Annotated in this window: 16 protein-coding genes and 1 tRNA gene; 11 read left to right on the top strand and 6 right to left on the bottom strand. The window is 62.0% G+C overall.

Features of this window, described 5'->3' with window-relative positions:
• Nucleotides 1-5 precede the first annotated feature (5 nt).
• Nucleotides 6-572 carry a helix-turn-helix domain-containing protein gene (locus tag OQE62_RS09785; RefSeq protein ID WP_265721846.1) on the bottom strand — a complete coding sequence of 189 codons (567 nt, stop codon included), beginning with the start codon at nucleotides 570-572 and terminating at the stop codon, nucleotides 6-8.
• Nucleotides 573-1,064: 492 nt separating this feature from the next.
• Here OQE62_RS09785 and OQE62_RS09780 point away from each other — a divergent pair, with 492 nt between their 5' ends.
• Genes OQE62_RS09780 through OQE62_RS09770 form a run of 3 tightly spaced genes read left to right on the top strand, consistent with a single transcriptional unit; the run spans nucleotide 1,065 to nucleotide 4,899 of the window.
• Nucleotides 1,065-2,300: a multifunctional CCA addition/repair protein gene (locus tag OQE62_RS09780; RefSeq protein ID WP_265721845.1), complete on the top strand. Its 1,236-nt coding sequence runs from the start codon at nucleotides 1,065-1,067 to the stop codon at nucleotides 2,298-2,300.
• The gene (locus tag OQE62_RS09775) at nucleotides 2,293-3,021 is read left to right on the top strand and encodes a pteridine reductase (protein WP_265721844.1); all 729 of its coding nucleotides are present in this window, start codon (nucleotides 2,293-2,295) and stop codon (nucleotides 3,019-3,021) included. The genes OQE62_RS09780 and OQE62_RS09775 overlap by 8 nt, the downstream gene beginning before the upstream one ends.
• 57 nt (nucleotides 3,022-3,078) lie before the next feature.
• The gene (locus OQE62_RS09770) at nucleotides 3,079-4,899 is read left to right on the top strand and encodes a serine hydrolase domain-containing protein (RefSeq protein WP_265721843.1); all 1,821 of its coding nucleotides are present in this window, start codon (nucleotides 3,079-3,081) and stop codon (nucleotides 4,897-4,899) included.
• Nucleotides 4,900-5,072: 173 nt separating this feature from the next.
• On the opposite strand, the gene OQE62_RS09765 is transcribed toward OQE62_RS09770, so the two are convergent.
• Genes OQE62_RS09765 through tsaD form a run of 4 tightly spaced genes read right to left on the bottom strand, consistent with a single transcriptional unit; the run spans nucleotide 5,073 to nucleotide 7,396 of the window.
• On the bottom strand, nucleotides 5,073-5,444 hold the full coding sequence (locus tag OQE62_RS09765) for a hypothetical protein (protein WP_265721842.1): 372 nt from the start codon (nucleotides 5,442-5,444) through the stop codon (nucleotides 5,073-5,075).
• Nucleotides 5,445-5,483: 39 nt separating this feature from the next.
• A complete protein-coding gene (folK, locus tag OQE62_RS09760) occupies nucleotides 5,484-5,975 on the bottom strand; it encodes a 2-amino-4-hydroxy-6-hydroxymethyldihydropteridine diphosphokinase (RefSeq protein WP_265721841.1) in 492 nt (163 codons plus the stop codon).
• 2 nt (nucleotides 5,976-5,977) lie between these two features.
• Nucleotides 5,978-6,358 carry a dihydroneopterin aldolase gene (folB, locus tag OQE62_RS09755; RefSeq protein WP_265721840.1) on the bottom strand — a complete coding sequence of 127 codons (381 nt, stop codon included), beginning with the start codon at nucleotides 6,356-6,358 and terminating at the stop codon, nucleotides 5,978-5,980.
• Nucleotides 6,359-6,361: 3 nt separating this feature from the next.
• Complete coding sequence (tsaD, locus tag OQE62_RS09750) at nucleotides 6,362-7,396, bottom strand: tRNA (adenosine(37)-N6)-threonylcarbamoyltransferase complex transferase subunit TsaD (RefSeq protein WP_265721839.1); 1,035 nt, start codon at nucleotides 7,394-7,396, stop codon at nucleotides 6,362-6,364.
• A gap of 172 nt (nucleotides 7,397-7,568) precedes the next feature.
• On the opposite strand from tsaD, the gene rpsU reads away from it, so the two are divergent.
• The 6 genes from rpsU to OQE62_RS09720 all read left to right on the top strand — a co-directional run bounded on the left by rpsU (nucleotide 7,569) and on the right by OQE62_RS09720 (nucleotide 13,335).
• The gene (rpsU, locus tag OQE62_RS09745) at nucleotides 7,569-7,784 is read left to right on the top strand and encodes a 30S ribosomal protein S21 (RefSeq protein WP_265721838.1); all 216 of its coding nucleotides are present in this window, start codon (nucleotides 7,569-7,571) and stop codon (nucleotides 7,782-7,784) included.
• Between the two features lie 212 nt (nucleotides 7,785-7,996).
• Complete coding sequence (locus tag OQE62_RS09740; RefSeq protein ID WP_265721837.1) at nucleotides 7,997-8,443, top strand: GatB/YqeY domain-containing protein; 447 nt, start codon at nucleotides 7,997-7,999, stop codon at nucleotides 8,441-8,443.
• A gap of 30 nt (nucleotides 8,444-8,473) precedes the next feature.
• Nucleotides 8,474-10,435: a DNA primase gene (dnaG, locus tag OQE62_RS09735; protein ID WP_265721836.1), complete on the top strand. Its 1,962-nt coding sequence runs from the start codon at nucleotides 8,474-8,476 to the stop codon at nucleotides 10,433-10,435.
• Nucleotides 10,436-10,635: 200 nt separating this feature from the next.
• Nucleotides 10,636-12,498, top strand: a complete 1,863-nt coding sequence (gene rpoD / locus OQE62_RS09730; RefSeq protein ID WP_265721835.1) for an RNA polymerase sigma factor RpoD — start codon at nucleotides 10,636-10,638, stop codon at nucleotides 12,496-12,498.
• Nucleotides 12,499-12,605: 107 nt separating this feature from the next.
• On the top strand, nucleotides 12,606-12,992 hold the full coding sequence (locus OQE62_RS09725) for a diacylglycerol kinase (RefSeq protein ID WP_265721834.1): 387 nt from the start codon (nucleotides 12,606-12,608) through the stop codon (nucleotides 12,990-12,992).
• Between the two features lie 266 nt (nucleotides 12,993-13,258).
• Nucleotides 13,259-13,335, top strand: a tRNA-Ile gene (locus tag OQE62_RS09720).
• 269 nt (nucleotides 13,336-13,604) lie between these two features.
• On the opposite strand, the gene OQE62_RS09715 is transcribed toward OQE62_RS09720, so the two are convergent.
• Nucleotides 13,605-13,805 carry a DUF2061 domain-containing protein gene (locus tag OQE62_RS09715; RefSeq protein ID WP_265721833.1) on the bottom strand — a complete coding sequence of 67 codons (201 nt, stop codon included), beginning with the start codon at nucleotides 13,803-13,805 and terminating at the stop codon, nucleotides 13,605-13,607.
• 240 nt (nucleotides 13,806-14,045) lie between these two features.
• On the opposite strand from OQE62_RS09715, the gene betT reads away from it, so the two are divergent.
• The gene (betT, locus tag OQE62_RS09710; protein ID WP_265721832.1) at nucleotides 14,046-16,109 is read left to right on the top strand and encodes a choline BCCT transporter BetT; all 2,064 of its coding nucleotides are present in this window, start codon (nucleotides 14,046-14,048) and stop codon (nucleotides 16,107-16,109) included.
• Nucleotides 16,109-17,806 carry a choline dehydrogenase gene (gene betA / locus OQE62_RS09705; RefSeq protein ID WP_265721831.1) on the top strand — a complete coding sequence of 566 codons (1,698 nt, stop codon included), beginning with the start codon at nucleotides 16,109-16,111 and terminating at the stop codon, nucleotides 17,804-17,806. Before betT ends, betA begins: the two co-directional genes overlap by 1 nt.
• Nucleotides 17,807-17,872 lie beyond the last annotated feature (66 nt).

Below are 17,872 nucleotides of genomic sequence, written 5' to 3'. Positions count from 1 at the left end.
ACTGATCACACCTCGAGCAGCAACTTCACCTTGGCCGCCAGCTCGCCGCGGTCGGTCGCCTGGGCGATGAGCGCGTCGGCCCCGGCGTCCAGCCAGCGTTGCTGGTCGCGGTCCCCGGCGGGCGCCACCACCAGCACGCGGACATTGGCGTAGTCGCTGTTGGAGCGCAGGTGGTCGAGAATCCGGAAACCCTCGGCACCCACCAGGTTGGCGTCCATCAACATCAGGGCCGGCTTGCAGCCGGCCAGCAGGGTGCCGGCAACAAAAGCGTCGCCGGCGACATCCACCTCACAGCCATCCTGCAGCAGGGCCTGGCGCCCGCTGCCGGTCAGCTCCGGATCACCGGCGAGCATCAGCACCTTGCGGCTGGCACCGGCCAGTTCTCCGGGCACCGGCATGGCGTTGTCGCGCAGAAAGCCGACAAAATCCTCCACACAGATGCGGTGATCACCGCGCCCCGGCAGCTTGTACGCCTTGAGCTGACCCCGCTCGATCCAGCGGATCACCGTGCGAAAATTGACCCCGCAATACCGCGCAGCTTCCCCGGTGGTCAATACATGCAGTTCATTCATCTTATTATTTCCCCCAAACATCCCGCGATTAGCGACAGGTACTCTCACAGGCATTTTCACAGTCCGTTTCCGCACGCAAACCGCTGAAAGAGACAGTCTGCCGCGAATTTATCCTGTTTTTGTGGAGCACACTTATAAATTATGCTGCCGAAGACTGCAAAGCCAGTCTTAAACTCGGCCCCTTTACTGTATTGACGAACGGCGAGCCAAGCCCCTCAAAAAATATCTCGAAAGATAGTGTTGACAGTTATGACAGGTTCAATAGAATGGCGGCCATTGAATGGTGAATGGTTATTCTCAACACGAATACCCTAAGACCCTGGGCCCCCTTGTATTTTCGGGGCCTTTTTTTTATCTTGCCGAAACTCCCGTTTCACCTTTCCCCTATATACCGCGGCCGCGCAAAACGGCGAGCGGCGCCGGAATCAACGGACTTATGGCAGTAGAGCGCTTATCCCGGCAGACTCCTCCCCACCGCGCGGGACAGAACCGATGAAGATCTACCTGGTGGGCGGCGCCATCCGCGACAGACTCCTCAAGCGTCCGGTGCACGAGCGCGACTGGGTGGTCACAGGCGCCGACGCCGCAAAAATGGAGGCCCTCGGCTACCGCCCGGTGGGCAAGGACTTTCCGGTATTCCTGCACCCCGACACCGGCGAGGAGTACGCCCTCGCCCGCACCGAGCGCAAGAGCGGCCACGGTTACGGCGGTTTTACCGTCTACGCCGAACCCGACGTCACCCTCAAGCAGGACCTGCTGCGCCGCGATCTCACCATCAACGCCATGGCCGAGAGCGAGGACGGCGAACTGATCGATCCCTACGGCGGGCGCGCCGACCTGGAAGCCCGCCTGCTGCGCCACGTCTCCCCGGCCTTCGCCGAAGACCCGCTGCGCATCCTGCGTGTGGCGCGCTTCACCGCCCGCTACCACCACCTCGGTTTTACCATCGCCGACGAGACTCTGACGCTGATGCGGAAGATGGTGGATGCAGGCGAAGTGGAACATCTGGTGCCGGAACGGGTGTGGAAGGAAGTGAGCCGGGCGCTGACCGAACCGGATCCGGATATCTTTATCCGCGTGCTGCGCGACTGCGGCGCCCTGAAAGTACTGCTGCCGGAGGTGGACTGCCTGTTCGGCGTGCCCCAGCCACCCAAACACCACCCGGAAGTCGATACCGGCGAGCATGTCCTGATGGCCCTGCGCGCCGCGCCGCCGGAGTTGCCCGTGCGCTTCGCAACGCTGTTGCACGACTTGGGCAAGGGCACCACCCCGAAAGAGATTCTGCCCAGCCACCGCGGCCACGAAGTCGCCGGCCTGCCGCTGGTCCGCGATGTCTGCAAACGCTGGCGCGCGCCCAAGCAACTGACCGCACTGGCCACCGGCGTCTGCGAATACCACCTGCACTGCCACAAGGCCTTCGACCTGCGCCCGCAAACACTGATGAAGGTGCTGCGCGCGCTGGACGCACTGCGCCGCCCGGAGCGCTTCGAGGATTTTCTCAAGGCCTGCGAAGCGGACGCCCGCGGCCGCGAGGGGCTACAGGACCGCGACTACCCGCAGGTGGACTACCTGCGCGCGGTACGAGAGGCCGCCGCCGGCGCCTCCGCCGAGGCGCTGATGGAACAGGGCTACCAGGGTGCCGAGCTGGGCAAGGCGCTGGATCGGGCCCGCATCCGCGCTATTGCCGAGATAAAGAACCAATACCTTGAGAACGACGGCAATGCGTAACGCCCTGATCACCGGCGCCGCCGCCCGACTGGGCCGCGCCATCGCCCGCGACCTGCACCGGGACCACCGTGTCATCATCCACTACCGCAACTCCGCCGACGCCGCGCGCGAGCTGGCAGACGAACTGAACGGCATCCGCCCCGACTCCGCCGCCGCCCTGCAAAGCGACCTGGGCGCCGTAGCGGACTGCGAAAAACTGGCCCGCGAGGCAACCGACCTCTGGGGCGGCATCCAGGTACTGATCAACAACGCCTCGGCCTTCTACCCGACACCAATCGGCGAAGCCAACGAAAACGCCTGGGATGAACTGATCGGCAGCAACCTGAAGGCCCCCTTCTTTCTCAGCCAGGCACTGGCGCCATCCCTGTCGGAAAACGGCGGCTGCATCGTCAATATGGCGGATATCCACGCCGAGCGGCCCATGCCAGGACACACCATCTACTGCGCCGCCAAGGCCGGACTGGTGATGCTGACCAAGAGCCTGGCCCTGGAGCTGGCTCCGGCGGTGCGCGTCAACGCAGTAGCGCCCGGCGCCATTCTGTGGCCGGAGCAGGAAGAAGTGGATACAGAAACACAGCGTGCGATTGTCGAGCGGATTCCGCTGGCCCGCACCGGCACCGAGACGGATATCGCGCGCACGGTGCGCTTTCTGGTTGGGGACCCTTCCTATATCAACGGGCAGGTGATTGCGGTGGACGGGGGGCGAAGCCTCAACATCTGACTCGCCGCCACAGCGCGAACTGGACCGCAAAAAACAAACTCAACGGAAGAGTGGCCTATGACAATAACTCCCATCTCCCGGCTGCTGCTGGCAGCATTCCTCTGGTTCACGACCACAGCCGTCTCAGCCGAAAACCTGCACACCGAAATAAAAAAATTGCTGCAGCAGGAGGATCTGGTCGGCGCCACTTGGTCACTACTGCCGGGCGACGGCTCCGTCTCGGTCTCGGCCGCCGGCTTCAGCAACGCCGAAAGCCGCGAACCGATGACTCGGGGCCACCGGGTTCTGGTCGGCTCCATCGCCAAAGTGGTGCTGTCCACCGGTGTCTTGAGGCTCGTGAGCGAAGACAGGCTGTCGCTTGAGACACCGATCAAAACACTTCTGCCAGAGCTTCCCCTCGATAACCCCTGGAACCAGAAACACCCGATCCGTGTTCAGCACCTGCTGACCCACACCGCCGGCCTGGAAAATATACGCCTCTGGCAAGCCTTCAGCCTGGAGGCTGACAGCGACACACCGCTGCGGGAGACCGTTACTCGCTATCCGTCGCAATTACGGATACACACCCGACCGGGGGAGCAATATCTCTACTCTAACCTCGGCTACACTCTGCTGGGCATGGTCATCGAAGCAGTTACCGGCGGACGCTATGAGCAGTATCTCGACAAAAATTTACTCAAACCACTGTCGATGCACAACAGCAGCTTCCGCTTTGCCTCACAGACAGGTCCGGATACCGACCGCCACCTCGCCATGGGCCATTTCGAGAAGGGACAGACACAGAGTGCCACGCCCCTGTACCTGCGCCCGGCGGGCCAGTTCATCACTACCGCTTCAGATATGGCCGTGTTTGCTCACTTTCTGATGAGCGATGGCAGCATTCGCGGGCAGACCTTTATCCGCCCGGAATTACTACAAGCCATAGGCTGGCCAGAAGGCACAGCGGCGGAGCGGGCGGGGCTCGCTGTCGGCCACGGCCTGTCACTGGCAGTGCGAGACAGACACGGAACCGTCGGCCTTTGCCATCCAGGTACAACCATCGGCTTCCGCGCCATGCTGTGTCTCTACCCGGAAGAAAAGAAGGCTTTCTTTATCGCCCACAATGCCGACAGTGAAAATGCCGATTACGAACGCTTTAATAGTGTATTGATTCGACACCTGAAGCTCGATCCCACTGCGACGATCCCACAGACGACACCCGCCACCCCTGCCTCCGAGTGGAGCGGTATCTATACGCTCAAACCTAACGGTATAGCGATGTTTTCGTGGGTCGATACCCTGTTCAATTTTGTCCGTATCCATCCGCAGGGAGCACGATTGCAACTAACCCCTTTCCAGTCAGAAACACAGCTTCTGGCTCCCGTCGGCGGCAACCTTTATCGCGCCCAGGCACGCAACATCCCCTCGCATGTCTTTTTCCGGGATTCCGCGGGACGGCGAACCATGAGTAATGGACTGCGCACCTACAAACAGATAGCGACCCCGGTACTGGTACTGCTTTGGTTGAGCCTGGGTTTCGGACTGGCGGGGATACTCTACATCTGTTTGACGGGAATACTCCGGCTGATCTCGGGCAATCTCGACCACAAAAACCCACTGCTCGTGCCACTCCCTGCCTGTCTGGCACTGGCTCTGCCGATACCATTTTTCTTCAACCAGTCTTTCCTGCAACTAGGCGATATCACGGTCGCCAGCCTGCTATTGGCAGTGTTCACAGCGACACTTCCCGTCGCGCTACTCGCAGGCCTGACCATTCAATACCGGCAGAGACGCTACTCAGGGTGGGGAACCCCGGATACAGTGGCAATGCTACTCACGCTACAGTGGACCGCGGTACTCGTCGCCGAGGGCATGGTGCCGTTGCGGCTTTGGGGATAGGAGCAAAATCGGGGTTCACCCCACAGCCCAGTATCGTCATTCCGGCGCATGCCGGAATCCAGATACCCCCGGACAGGATACCCGGCCCTGCAGCAGTATGGCGACTCAACGGAGAGAGGCCCGCCCCGCCTGTGCCGCCCCCCGCGGCATGGCGTTGAGACGCACCAACCTAATTAGTTGTGCGTTGACCCAACCTCTCGTCCGTAGTGGTTAATTGCCTCGCAATCCCATTCTTCCAGTCCCGAGCTCGCTGCCGCATTTTTATATAGAGAATATCGGGCAGAGGGTGGCCCATTACGGATGGCTTTCCATGCCAGGTAGGCATCACTATCTAGATCGAGACTGTTTGCAAGCATGGCATCAAGCTTACGTGCCCGCTCTTCATTATTTAATTTCTGAAAAGTGTCAGACATCGTCAATTGTGTGAACTGTTCGCACAATATATCAAAAGAGCTCTGGCCTCCGTTTTTCTTTTTATATTCCTCTTCTGGCGAGCATCCTGGCAGTGCCAAAAGGAGCGTCAGAAAAGTGTAGAATCTATTCATCTCCTAATGCTTGATTTATAACAGAGTATTTACAGGCACTTAGGGCCAGGAGAACTTCACCGGCCACAATTTCTGCTTCGACTTGTCGTACTCCACCCACATCTGAGCAAAGGTTTCGCCAGTTATGGGGTGTCGGTGCCCCGGCGCCAGCTCCGCCAGCGGCTGCAGTACGAACGCATTCTTCTGTATCTCGCCGCGCGGCAGTTTGACGCCGTCGATAGTGCCGGTCAGGTCATCGTAGAGAAGGATATCGATATCCAGGGTGCGCGCACTGAATTTGGGGCCGGCGCGGAGGCGGCCGTTGTCGTCCTCTATTTTGCGCAGATGCAGAGCCAGTTGCCCTACCGGCAGGCGGGTGTGAATGCCCACCACCAGGTTGTAGAAGTCGTCGCCGTCGAAACCCACGGCCTCGCTCTCGAACACCCGCGACACCCGCAGCGCGCCAAACTGTTCCGTCAGCGCATCGAGACCCGCGCGGATATGGCGCTCGCGATCGATATTGCTGCCGAGACTCAAAAATACCTCTGCCACAATCAGCCTCCAGACGCCGCGCCAGTAGCGGGACGCTCGCCGCGCTCGATGATGACGCCCACATCGCGGGAACCGCGTACGGCGCCGGGCTTGGACAGTCGCAACCGCAGCCAGCCCACATGAAACTCGTCGCGCACGATCGCCGCCGCCTGTTCCGCCATGGTTTCCACCAGCAGGAATTCGCTGCCCTCGATAAAAGCAATCAGCCGCTTGGCCACGGCCTTGTAGTTGAGTGTGTGCTCTATATCGTCGGTGCGGGCCGCCTCGCTGATATCGAACGCCATTTCCAGATCCAGGCTGACGGTCTGGCGCACCTCCCGCTCCCAGTCGTAGATACCGATGATGGTATCCACCTTCAGGTCCCGTATATAGACAATATCCATGGGCTAGTTGAGACTCCCATCCAGTTCGGTCATCGGCCAGCGCGGCCGCACTTCGATATCCAGGCCGGCGTTTTCGCCAGCCTTCAGGCGCAGGCTGCCGGCGTAGGCGATCATGGCGCCGTTGTCGGTGCAGAATTCGTGGCGCGGGTAGAAGACACTGGCGCCCTCTTGCCGCAGCCTGGCTTCCAGCCGGTCCCGCAGCACCTTGTTGGCGGAAACACCCCCGGCGACCACCAGCGTCTTGTGGCCGGAGGCCTTGATGGCGCGGCGACACTTGATCACCAGCGTGTCGACCACCGCCTCCTGGAAGGCCGCGGCGATATCGGCGCAGGTCTGTTCGTCCGGCAAGCCGTCGGCCTGTGCATGGTCGCGCACCGTGGTGAGGGTATAGGTCTTGAGGCCGGAGAAGCTGAAGTCCAGGCCGGGCCTGTCGGTCATCGGCCGCGGGAAGGTGAAGCGCTGCGGATCGCCCTTTTCCGCCAGCGCCGCCAGGCGCGGGCCACCGGGGTAGTCCAGGTCGAGCATCTTGGCGGCCTTGTCGAAGGCCTCGCCGGCGGCGTCGTCGAGGGATTCCCCCATCAACTGGTAGTCGCCCAGGCCGCGCACATCCACCAACTGGGTGTGGCCGCCGGAGACCAGCAGCGCCACGAACGGAAAGGCCGGCGGCTGTTCCTCCAGCATCGGCGCCAGCAGGTGGCCCTCCATATGGTGAATCGCCACCGCCGGGATGCCCCAGCCGTAGGCCAGCGCGCGGCCGGCGCAGGCGCCCACCATCAGCGCGCCGATCAGGCCCGGGCCGGCGGTGTAGGCAACGCCGTCCAGGTCCGCGGGCGCGGTGCCGCTGCTGTCCATCACCCGGCGCACCAGCGGCAACAGCTTACGCACATGGTCGCGGCTGGCCAGTTCCGGCACCACGCCGCCGTAATCGGCGTGCAGATCCACCTGGCTGAAGAGGGCGTGACCCAGCAGTCCCCTGTCGCTGTCGTAGATGGCGACGCCGGTTTCGTCGCAGGAGGTTTCGATACCCAGAATTCGCACTTGGTCTCTTTCTCGCGGCTGTTTGAAAGGGCGCCTATCATACTGGAAAACAGGGTTGCGATCCCCCGGGGGAGTGTTTAGAATTTGCGCCCTCGCTGTGAACCGGCCGCCGGATAGCAGCTTTTGAGCAATCGCCGGAATGGCCGAAGAAACGAATTTTACAGGTAAACGAATGCCCTCAGTACGAATCAAAGACAACGAACCGTTCGATATCGCCCTGCGCCGCTTCAAGCGCTCCTGTGAGAAAGCCGGTGTGCTGTCTGAAGTACGTCGCCGCGAGCACTACGAAAAGCCCACCGCCGTTCGCAAGCGCAAAGCTGCCGCGGCCGTGAAGCGTCACGCCAAGAAGCTGCAGCGCGAGAATCGCAAGTTCAAGCGGCTGTACTGATCAATTGCAGGCACTGCTGTCGCGTTTTCCGCAACGGGGAAAGCGCTGAAAGACAGTAGCGTCGTTACGCGGGCCGGGCCCGTGGCGATTACCGAAACGGCGTGCGAGCCCGACTCGCGCGCCGTTTTTGCGTTCTGGGCCGCCATTCTCCAGTACCGGCAGACGCGCTACCCTATAGCCGCCCAAACCAATAACAACCCGGATCGACCACTATGAGTACTCTCAAGGACACCCTGGCCCAGGCCACCAAAGACGCCATGAAAGCCCGCGACAAGGAACGCCTGGCGACCCTGCGGCTGATCAACTCGGAGATCAAGAAGGTGGAAGTGGACGAGCGCATCGAGCTGGATGACGCCCGCATCCTCGCCCTGATGGACAAGATGACCAAGCAGCGCCGCGACTCCATCGCCCAGTACGAGAAGGCCGGTCGCGCCGAACTGGCCGCGGTGGAACAGGCCGAGATCGACGTTATCCAGGAATTCCTGCCGGAGCAGTTGTCCGAGGCGGAGATCGGTGAGATCGTCAGCGCTGCGGTGAAGGATACCGGCGCCAGCGGCATGGCGGATATGGGCAAAGTGATGGCCCAGGTGAAACCGCAGGTCCAGGGCCGCGCCGATATGGGCGCCGTCAGCAAGCTGGTCAAGGCGCAACTGGGCTGAACACCCCGATTTCCCCGATAGCGAGACTCCATGGCCGGCAAGATCCCCCAGCACTTTATCGACGACCTGCTCGCGCGGGCAGACGTCGTCGAGCTGATCGACAGCCGGGTCAAACTGCGCAAGACGGGGAAAAACTATTCCGCCTGCTGCCCGTTTCACGATGAAAAAACGCCATCCTTCACGGTAAGCCCGGACAAGCAGTTCTACTACTGCTTCGGCTGCGGCGCCAACGGCACCGCCATCGGCTTCCTGATGGAATACGACCGCCTCGACTTCCCCGAAGCGGTGGAAAAGTTGGCCGCCTCCCAGGGGCTGGAAGTGCCGCGGGAGCAACTGGCACCGGGCGTGGAGAAGCGCCGCCAGGAGAGCCAGTCCCTCTACCAGTTGACCGAAAAGGCCGCCGACTACTACCAGCGGCAGCTGCGCAGCCATCCCGCCGCCAATGCGGCCATCGCCTACCTGCGCAACCGCGGCCTGTCCGGCGAGATCGCGCGGGATTTCGGCATCGGCCTGGCGCCACCGGGCTGGGACAACCTGCTGAACGCACTCGGCGACAGCGCGCAGAAGGCCGACCGGCTGGAACAGGCCGGCCTCGCCATCCGCCGCGGCGACAGCGATGGCCGCACCCGGCCGGATCGACGCCACCACTACGACCGCTTCCGCAACCGGATAATGTTCCCCATCCGCGACCGGCGCGGCCGCACCATCGCCTTCGGCGGCCGGGTGCTGGGGGACGACAAGCCCAAATACCTCAACTCGCCGGAAACCCCGATCTTCCACAAGGGCCGCGAACTCTACGGCCTGTGGGAAGCGCGCCAGGCCAACCGCGACCTCAAGCGGCTGATCGTGGTGGAAGGCTATATGGACGTGGTGGCACTGGCCCAGTACGACATCCGCTGCGCCGTGGCCACTCTCGGCACCGCCTGCGGCGAGGACCATATACAGCTCGCCTTCCGCCACACCGCCGAACTGGTGTTCTGTTTCGACGGCGACCGGGCCGGCCGCAACGCCGCCCGCCGCGCGCTGGAAGCCGCCCTGCCGCAGATGCAGGACGGCCGCAGCCTGCGCTTCCTGCTGCTGCCGGAGGGCGAGGACCCGGATACCCTGGTGCGCCAACTGGGGGGCGAACGCTTCGAGCAGTTGCTGGAAGAGCAGGCCCGACCGCTGGAGGACTTCCTCTTCGACCTGCTGGGCGAGGGCATCAATTTGCAGACCATGGACGGCCGCGCGCGCCTGTCCAAGGCCGCCGCGCCGCTGCTCGACCGGCTGCCGGACGGCGTCTACCGCCAGTTGATGTTCCAGCAACTGGCGGCGCGTACCGGGCTCGACCGGGAGACCCTGCAGGAGGTCATCAGCGCCGAGCAGGCCAGGGCCCGCGCCGCACAACCGGCGCCGCGCCCGCCGCAAGCGGAAACGACGCCGACCCCCGGCGAAATGCCGCCGCCCGACGACGCCCTGCTGCCGGACCTCGACCCCGGTACGGCGGAATACGCGCCAGATCGCGGCCAGGCCCCGCCGGCGGAACAGCCGCGCCGCAGCCAGTACCGCCTGCCGGCGGAGCGCATGCTGATTGCTCTGGTGCTGCACCACCCGGAACTGGCGGCCCGGATCGAGGATCCGGAACCCTACCGCACCAGCAGCGATCCGGACCTGCAGCTACTCGGCCGGTTGGTGGAAGTGATCCAGTCCCGCCCCGGCCTGTCGAAGTTCCAGCTGATCGGCCACTGGCGCGGCAATTTCCGCGACGGCACCCACGAGATTCTCGAGGAACTGGTCAACGCCCCCCTGGTCAGCGGGGTACAGCAACTGGCCCAGGGAGATGCCAAACTGGAATACGACCCGGCAGCCGAATTCGCCGACTGCCTGCAGCAGCTGGACCGCACGGCGCAGAAGCAGCGCAATCGCGGCCTGCTGGAACAGCTGAAGGGCAGCAGCGGCCAGTTGACCGAGGAGCAGCGGGCGCTGCTGGCCAACTGGCAGCGCAAAAACTGAACAGTCACCGGTGCCGGGCCTTGAAAACAGGACTCCCGGCACCATATCCAAACACCCCCCGGACGGGGATCGGGAACCGAGCACAATTCACACTGCACCGACGCCGTCGCTTGACAGCCAGGGTGGTTATTGCTATCGCAAATACGCTATAATCCCGCGTCTTTGTCCCCTATTTTTAACCCCAGATTTCAGGGTTGTGCATGACCGACAAGACCCAGCACCAGACTTCCCGTATCAAGGAACTGATTGCCCGCGGTAAAGAGCAGGGCTATCTGACCTACGCAGAAGTAAACGACCACCTGCCCGAGGACATTTCCGATCCCGATCAGGTAGAAGACATCATCGGCATGATCAACGACATGGGCATCAAGGTGTTCGAAGCAGCACCGGATGCCGAAGAACTGTTGATGGCCGAGGGCGACAGCTCCGCCGATGAGATCGCCGCCGCCGAAGCCGCCGCTGCCCTGGCCGCGGTGGAATCCGACGTGGGCCGCACCACCGATCCGGTACGCATGTATATGCGTGAGATGGGCACCGTAGAGCTGCTCACGCGCGAAGGCGAGATCGCCATTGCCAAACGCATCGAAGAGGGCCTGCGCGAGCTGATGGCCGCGCTCGCCTACTGGCCCGGCGCCGTGCAGCACGTCCTCAGCGAGTACGAGCTGATCCAGAAGGAAGAGCGCCGCATTCCCGATGTGATCGCCGGCTGGCTCGACCCGGCCGACGAAGTGCCCCCGGGCGCGCAGACCGGCCAGGCCGCCCCTGCCAGCGCCAGCAGCAGCGATAGCACCAGCAAATCCGACGACGATGACGACTCCTCTGAAGAAGAGGAGGAAAACACCGGCGGCATCGACCCGGAAGAGCTGGCCGCGCGCATGAACAAGCTGATTGCCGCGCAGAAGAAAGCCGACGCCGCCATCAAGAAGCACGGCCGCGACTCCAAACAGGCCGGCGAGGCACTGGAAACCGTGGCCGAGGTATTTCGCTACTTCAAGCTGGCCCCGCGCCAGTTCGAACCGCTGTACCTCCAGGTGCGCCGCATTCTCGATGAGGTGCGCGTCCAGGAACGCGCCGTGATGACCCTGTGCATCCGTCGCGCGCGGATGCCCCGCAAGACCTTCATCAAGGAGTTCCCGGGCAACGAAACCAACGAGGAATGGATCCCCGGCGTCGTCAAGAAGAAGCGCGACTACTCCGACAACCTGCGCCAGGTGGCCGACGACATCATCCGCCGCCAGCGCAGGCTGGCCCAGTGCCAGGAGCGCGCCGGCCTGGAGATCGGCCAGATCAAGGAGATCAACCGCCGCATGTCCATCGGCGAGGCCCGCTCCCGCCGTGCCAAGAAGGAGATGGTCGAGGCCAACCTGCGCCTGGTGATTTCCATTGCGAAGAAGTACACCAACCGCGGCCTGCAGTTCCTGGACCTGATCCAGGAGGGCAACATCGGCCTGATGAAGGCGGTGGACAAGTTCGAATACCGCCGCGGCTACAAGTTCTCGACTTACGCCACCTGGTGGATCCGCCAGGCGATCACCCGCTCCATCGCGGACCAGGCGCGCACCATCCGCATCCCGGTGCACATGATCGAGACCATCAACAAGCTCAACCGCATCAGCCGCCAGATGCTGCAGGAAATGGGCCGCGAGCCGACCCCGGAAGAGCTGGGCGAGCGCATGGAAATGCCGGAAGACAAGGTGCGCAAGGTACTCAAGATCGCCAAGGAACCCATCTCCATGGAGACCCCCATCGGCGACGACGAGGACTCCCACCTGGGCGACTTCATCGAGGACGGCAACCAGGACTCGCCGGTGGATACCGCCACCCAGACCGGCCTGCACGACGCCACCCGCTCCGTGCTAGGCGGCCTGACCGCGCGCGAGGCCAAAGTGCTGCGCATGCGTTTCGGTATCGACATGAACACCGATCACACCCTGGAAGAGGTGGGCAAGCAGTTCGATGTCACCCGCGAGCGCATCCGCCAGATAGAGGCCAAGGCGCTGCGCAAGCTGCGCCACCCATCGCGCTCGGAGCACCTCCGCAGCTTCCTCGACGAGGGCAGCTAAGCGCTATACTGAAAGCCCGGCAACGCCGGGCTTTTTTATGTGACAGTGAAATGACAGCCCACCCACTGCGGGACCGGGCAAGCAAAATCCGCCACAAGAAACACACCATGCAGGAAGAATTTGTCAACAAACCGGGCAAGACCGGCCTCTCCCGCCTGATCGACGCCACCAGCTACTCTTGGCACGGCCTCCTGGCCACCTGGCGCAACGAGGCCGCCTTCCGCCAGGAAGTGACCCTCGCCATTTTCCTGATACCGCTGGCGCTGTGGCTGGGCGAGAGTGGCATCGAGCGGGCAATCCTGATCGGCGCCACCCTGCTGGTGATGATTGTCGAGCTGCTCAACAGCGCCGTGGAAGCCGCAATCGACCGTATCAGCCCGGAAAAACACCCGCTGTCGAAAATCGCCAAGGACACCGGCTCCGCCGCCGTCTCCATCTCCCTGCTGCTGTGGCTTATTACCTGGGGCTGCATCCTGCTGCCGCGCTGGATCTGACGGTGCAAACACAACCCCTTCCTCAACGACCTGTTTCTCAGACCTGATCGCGACCTTCCGACCCGGAGATGGGGCGCCCCTCCCACCGCACCGGGCGCCGGCGCCAACCTGGACCTCGATCTCAACTGTTGACGCATCATCCCCCTCTCCCACTCGGTAGAGCGTTTGTGAGAGAGAGCCATAGGCACCCGGGAAGCCGTTGATTCCCAAGGAGAAATCGGGTACTTTGCGCTACCGACTGCGGCTTCCCGCTGTCGCCTGTCTTTGGGCCTTTAGCTCAGTTGGTTAGAGCAATCGACTCATAATCGATTGGTCGCTGGTTCAAGTCCAGCAAGGCCCACCATTCTTTCCCCGTTTGTCCGAAGTGTGCCAGCAGGCGATTCCAGTTGACCCGCGAAGATCAGGTCCGAAAATTCCACCCGCTCCCCTGGAGCGCACACGACAGGAATGCAATTCCCTCCCTGCTGCACGAAGATGTCACCTTTTGCGGCTCTCTAAGGCCTCGAAGAACAGTCGATTGAGAACAGGCGCTGACCGGAATTGCGCAGTGTGCACCGAACACTCCGGAGCCTGTGCCGATCCCGCCCCGGTGCGCACGGCGCCCCCTGCCTGTTATGCCGGCACGGCACTGTCGTGAACCCGCCGGCTGTCCAGCCGCTTCCAGACCTTTTCGTGGAAGTAGTAGGCCACGGTGTTGCACAGTGGCTCCACCAGCGCCAGGGTACTGCCCACTAGGAGATCCCCGGTCATGACAAAACCGACGCCGAAGGCGACCGTCATGTGGACGATGGCGAAGCTGATTGTCTTGAGCATGGTACTGTCCCGCCCTGCTGAAACTTGCCACTATTATTGCGAACAGTTCTCATTTTCAGAAATCAAATAAACTCCTGAACTTCATAGCGACAGCCAATCATCCCGCTTTCAGCCACCACAGTGGTCCCCCGGTCACAGTGGGCCCATATCCCGGGGCGCAAAATACTTTTTGTCTATTCTGTTTGATATCAGAATTATTTTTCGCCAATTTCACCCCAAAACGGATTTCTGGAGTGCAGGATGCACGAAGCAAAACCCTCACAAGACGCTTCCAAAGCGACAGAGGCAGAGGCACATATCAAGCCTCTGGTCTTCTACGGTTCCATTATCGGCATCGCGCTGTTTTCACTGTGGGCGATGTTTTTTACCGAGGCGGCGGGCAAACTGATCAACGGCGTGCTGGCCTGGATTTCTTCCGGTTTTGGCTGGTTCTACTTCCTTGCGGTAGTCGCCTACCTGGTCTTCGTCATCGTCGTGGCCATCTCGAGATACGGCAACATCAAACTGGGGCCGGACCACGCCGAACCGGAATTCAACGTGGTCACCTGGGCGGCGATGCTGTTCAGTGCCGGCATCGGTATCGACCTGATTTTCTACTGTATCGTCGAGCCGCTGACGCAATTCATGGAACCGCCGGTGGGTGAAGGCGGTACCGTGGAGGCAGCGCGTCACGCGATGGAACTGACTTTCCTGCACTGGGGCTTGTCCGGTTGGGGGGTCTATACGCTGGTGGGGATGGCGTTGGCATTTTTCAGTTACCGCCACGGCCTGCCGCTGACCATCCGCTCGTCACTGTACTCACTGTTCGGCAAGCGTATCAACGGCCCGCTCGGGGATACCGTGGACATCGCCGCGGTGCTGGGCACCGTGTTCGGCGTGGCCACCAGCCTGGGCATCGGCATCATCCAGCTCAATTTCGGCCTCAAGTATATGTTCGGCGTCCCCGAGGGCACACTGACCCAGGCAGCGCTGGCGGTGTTTATCGTGATCTTCTCCGCCATCTCCGCTGCCACCGGGGTGGAGCGCGGCATCCGGCGGCTGTCGGAATTCAATATGTTGCTGGCGGTGCTGTTGATGTTGTTCGTGCTGGTCACCGGCCAGACGCGTTTCCTGCTGGATGCTTTCGTCACCAATCTCGGCGACTACCTGCAGAACTTTATCTCTCTATCCTTCAATACCTATGCCTTTGATCCGCCCACGGATTGGCTCAATGCCTGGACGCTGTTTTTCTGGGCCTGGTGGATCGCCTGGGGTCCGTTCGTGGGATTGTTCCTGGCGCGTATTTCCCGCGGGCGCACCATCCGCGCCTTTGTCACCGGCACACTGATCCTGCCGTTTACTTTCATGGCCGCATGGATGGCGACCATGGGAAACTCCGCCATCGATATGGTGATGGGGGGCGCAGTCGAATTCGGACAGCAGGCGGTGCAGAATCCGGGCTCGGCAATCTACACTTTCCTGGAGCAAATGCCCTGGACCTGGCTCACTACCATCGTGGTGACAATTCTCTCCATCGTCTTTTTCGTCACCTCCGGTGACTCCGGTTCACTGGTACTCTCCAACCTTACCAGCCGTATTGAGGACCCGAACCACGATGCGCCACCGTGGATGCGTATCGTGTGGGCGGCAATCATCGGCATCATCACCATCGCACTGCTGATGACCGGCGGCCTGTCGGCACTGCAGGGGGCGGTAGTGATCATGGGTTTGCCATTCACCTTCGTGCTGATCCTGATGATGATGAGCCTGCTGCGGGCGCTGCGCCTGGAAGGCATGAAAACCGACAGCATGCAGGACGCCCTCTCCGGTCACCTGTCCGGCCGCATGTCCCGCGAAGGCGCCAGCAACTGGACCCAGCGCCTGTCGCGCGCGATCCATTTCCCCACCGGCAAACAGGTGGATCAGTTTATCGAACGCACTGTGCGGCCCGCCTTCGAGGCGGTCAAAGAGAAACTCAGGGAAGAGGGCTACCCGGTGGAAATCAGCGGCGATACCGGCGACCAACTGCACCTGTCGCTGGATGTGGACCTGGGTGGCGAAGTGGATTTCACCTACCAGGTCTGGCCACGCCAGTGCAGCATGCCGGCATTTACCCTGCTCGCGGAGAAATCCCGCTCCAGTTATTACCGACTGGAACCACACCTGCGCGAGGGTGGCCTGACCTACGACCTGATGGGCTACAGCCGCGAACAGGTGATCGGCGATATCGTCGACCACTTTGAAGCACACCTCCAGTACCTGCATATGCGCCGGGAGATGAGCTCGCATACGCCGGGTGAAGAGGGACAGCCGGGAGCAAGCTGATGAGCACGGAAGAATACGACCAGACTTACGACTACATCATCGTTGGCGCCGGCTCCGCCGGTGCCGTGCTGGCCAACCGCCTCACCGATGGCACAAAATACAATGTGCTGTTACTGGAGTTCGGCGGCCGCGACAACTCCATCTATATCAAGATGCCGACGGCCTTTTCCATTCCGCTGAATATGCCCAAGTTCGACTGGGGCTTTCACACGGAACCGGAACCGGGACTGCACGGCCGGCGCATTCACCAGGCGAGAGGCAAGGTGATCGGCGGCTCCTCGTCGATCAACGGCATGGCCTACGTGCGCGGCTGTGCCGGGGATTTCGAGGAGTGGGAGGAACAGGGTGCGAGCGGCTGGAGCTACGCCGATGTACTGCCCTATTTCCGGCGTTCCGAGAACTGCGTCTACGGCGGCGATGAATACCGCGGCGCGGACGGCCCCACCACCACCTGCAACGGCAACAATATGGAAAACCCGCTCTACCGCGCCTTTATCGAGGCCGGCGAGCAGGCAGGCTACGGCTATACCGAAGACTACAACGGCTACCGCCAGGAGGGATTCGGGCGCATGGACATGACAGTGCGCGACGGCGTGCGTTGCTCCACTGCACTGGCCTACCTGAAACCCGCGCGCCTGCGCGACAACCTGGACCTGAAAATGCACGCGCTGACCACCCGCGTGATCATGGAGGGCAAAAAGGCCGTGGGCGTGGAATACCGACAGCACGGCAAGACTTTTCGCGCAAAGGCCAACAAGGAAGTCATCCTGTCGGCCAGTTCCTTCAATTCCCCAAAGCTTCTGATGCTGTCGGGTATCGGCCCGGAGGAACACCTGAAAGAGCACGGCATCCCGGTGGTGCACAACCTGCCCGGTGTGGGCCAGAATCTGCAGGACCACCTGGAGTGCTGGGTGCAGCAGGAATGCACACAGAAAATCACCCTCAACGGCACACTGGGACCACTATCCAAGGCCTGGATCGGCATCAACTGGCTGCTGTTCAAACGCGGCCTGGGGATCTCGAACCAGTTTGAATCCAACGGCTATATCCGCAGTCACGCGGGGTTGAAATACCCGGATATCCAGTACCACTTCCTTGCCGGCGCCATCGCCTACGACGGCTCCAGCGCAGTTAAGGGCCACGGCTTCCAGGCGCACCTGGGCGCGAACAAGCCGCTGAGCCGCGGCTGGGTGAAACTGAAGTCCGCCGATCCGGAGGATGCCCCGGAGATGGTCTTCAACTACCTGTCCCAAGAGGAAGACAAGCAGGCGTTCCGCGCCGGCCTGCATTTCACACGCGAGATTTTCGCCCAGCGGGCGATGGATCCCTATCGCGGGAAGGAGATTTCACCGGGGCCGGAAGTGCAGAGCGACGACGAGATCGACAACTGGCTCGCGGAAACCTGCGAAACTGCCTACCACCCCGCTGGCAGTTGCCGCATGGGCAACGACGACATGGCGGTGGTGGACCCGGAATGCCGGGTCCGTGGCGTGGAAAACCTGCGGGTAATCGACTCCTCGATAATGCCCACCCTCACCAACGGCAACCTGAATGCACCCACCATCATGATCGGCGAAAAGGGCGCGGACCATGTACTCGGCCGCGGAATGCTGCAGCCATCGACTGCAGAGAGTTATGCGGCGAAGGACTGGGAGAATTCGCAGCGGGAAGGGGAGCCGGACAAGCCGCTGGGGTGAAGGTTTTTATGCACTGTGGCGGACGTTAAGCACGGGGCCCGTCCTTCCCCCCTCCCCCGCCCCCTC

It is taken from the genome of Microbulbifer halophilus (assembly GCF_026183675.1).
In the GTDB taxonomy this organism is placed as follows: Bacteria; Pseudomonadota; Gammaproteobacteria; order Pseudomonadales; family Cellvibrionaceae; genus Microbulbifer; species Microbulbifer halophilus.
The sequence above is the reverse complement of the archived record's forward strand: the minus strand, read 5'-3'. Positions and strand labels throughout refer to the sequence as shown.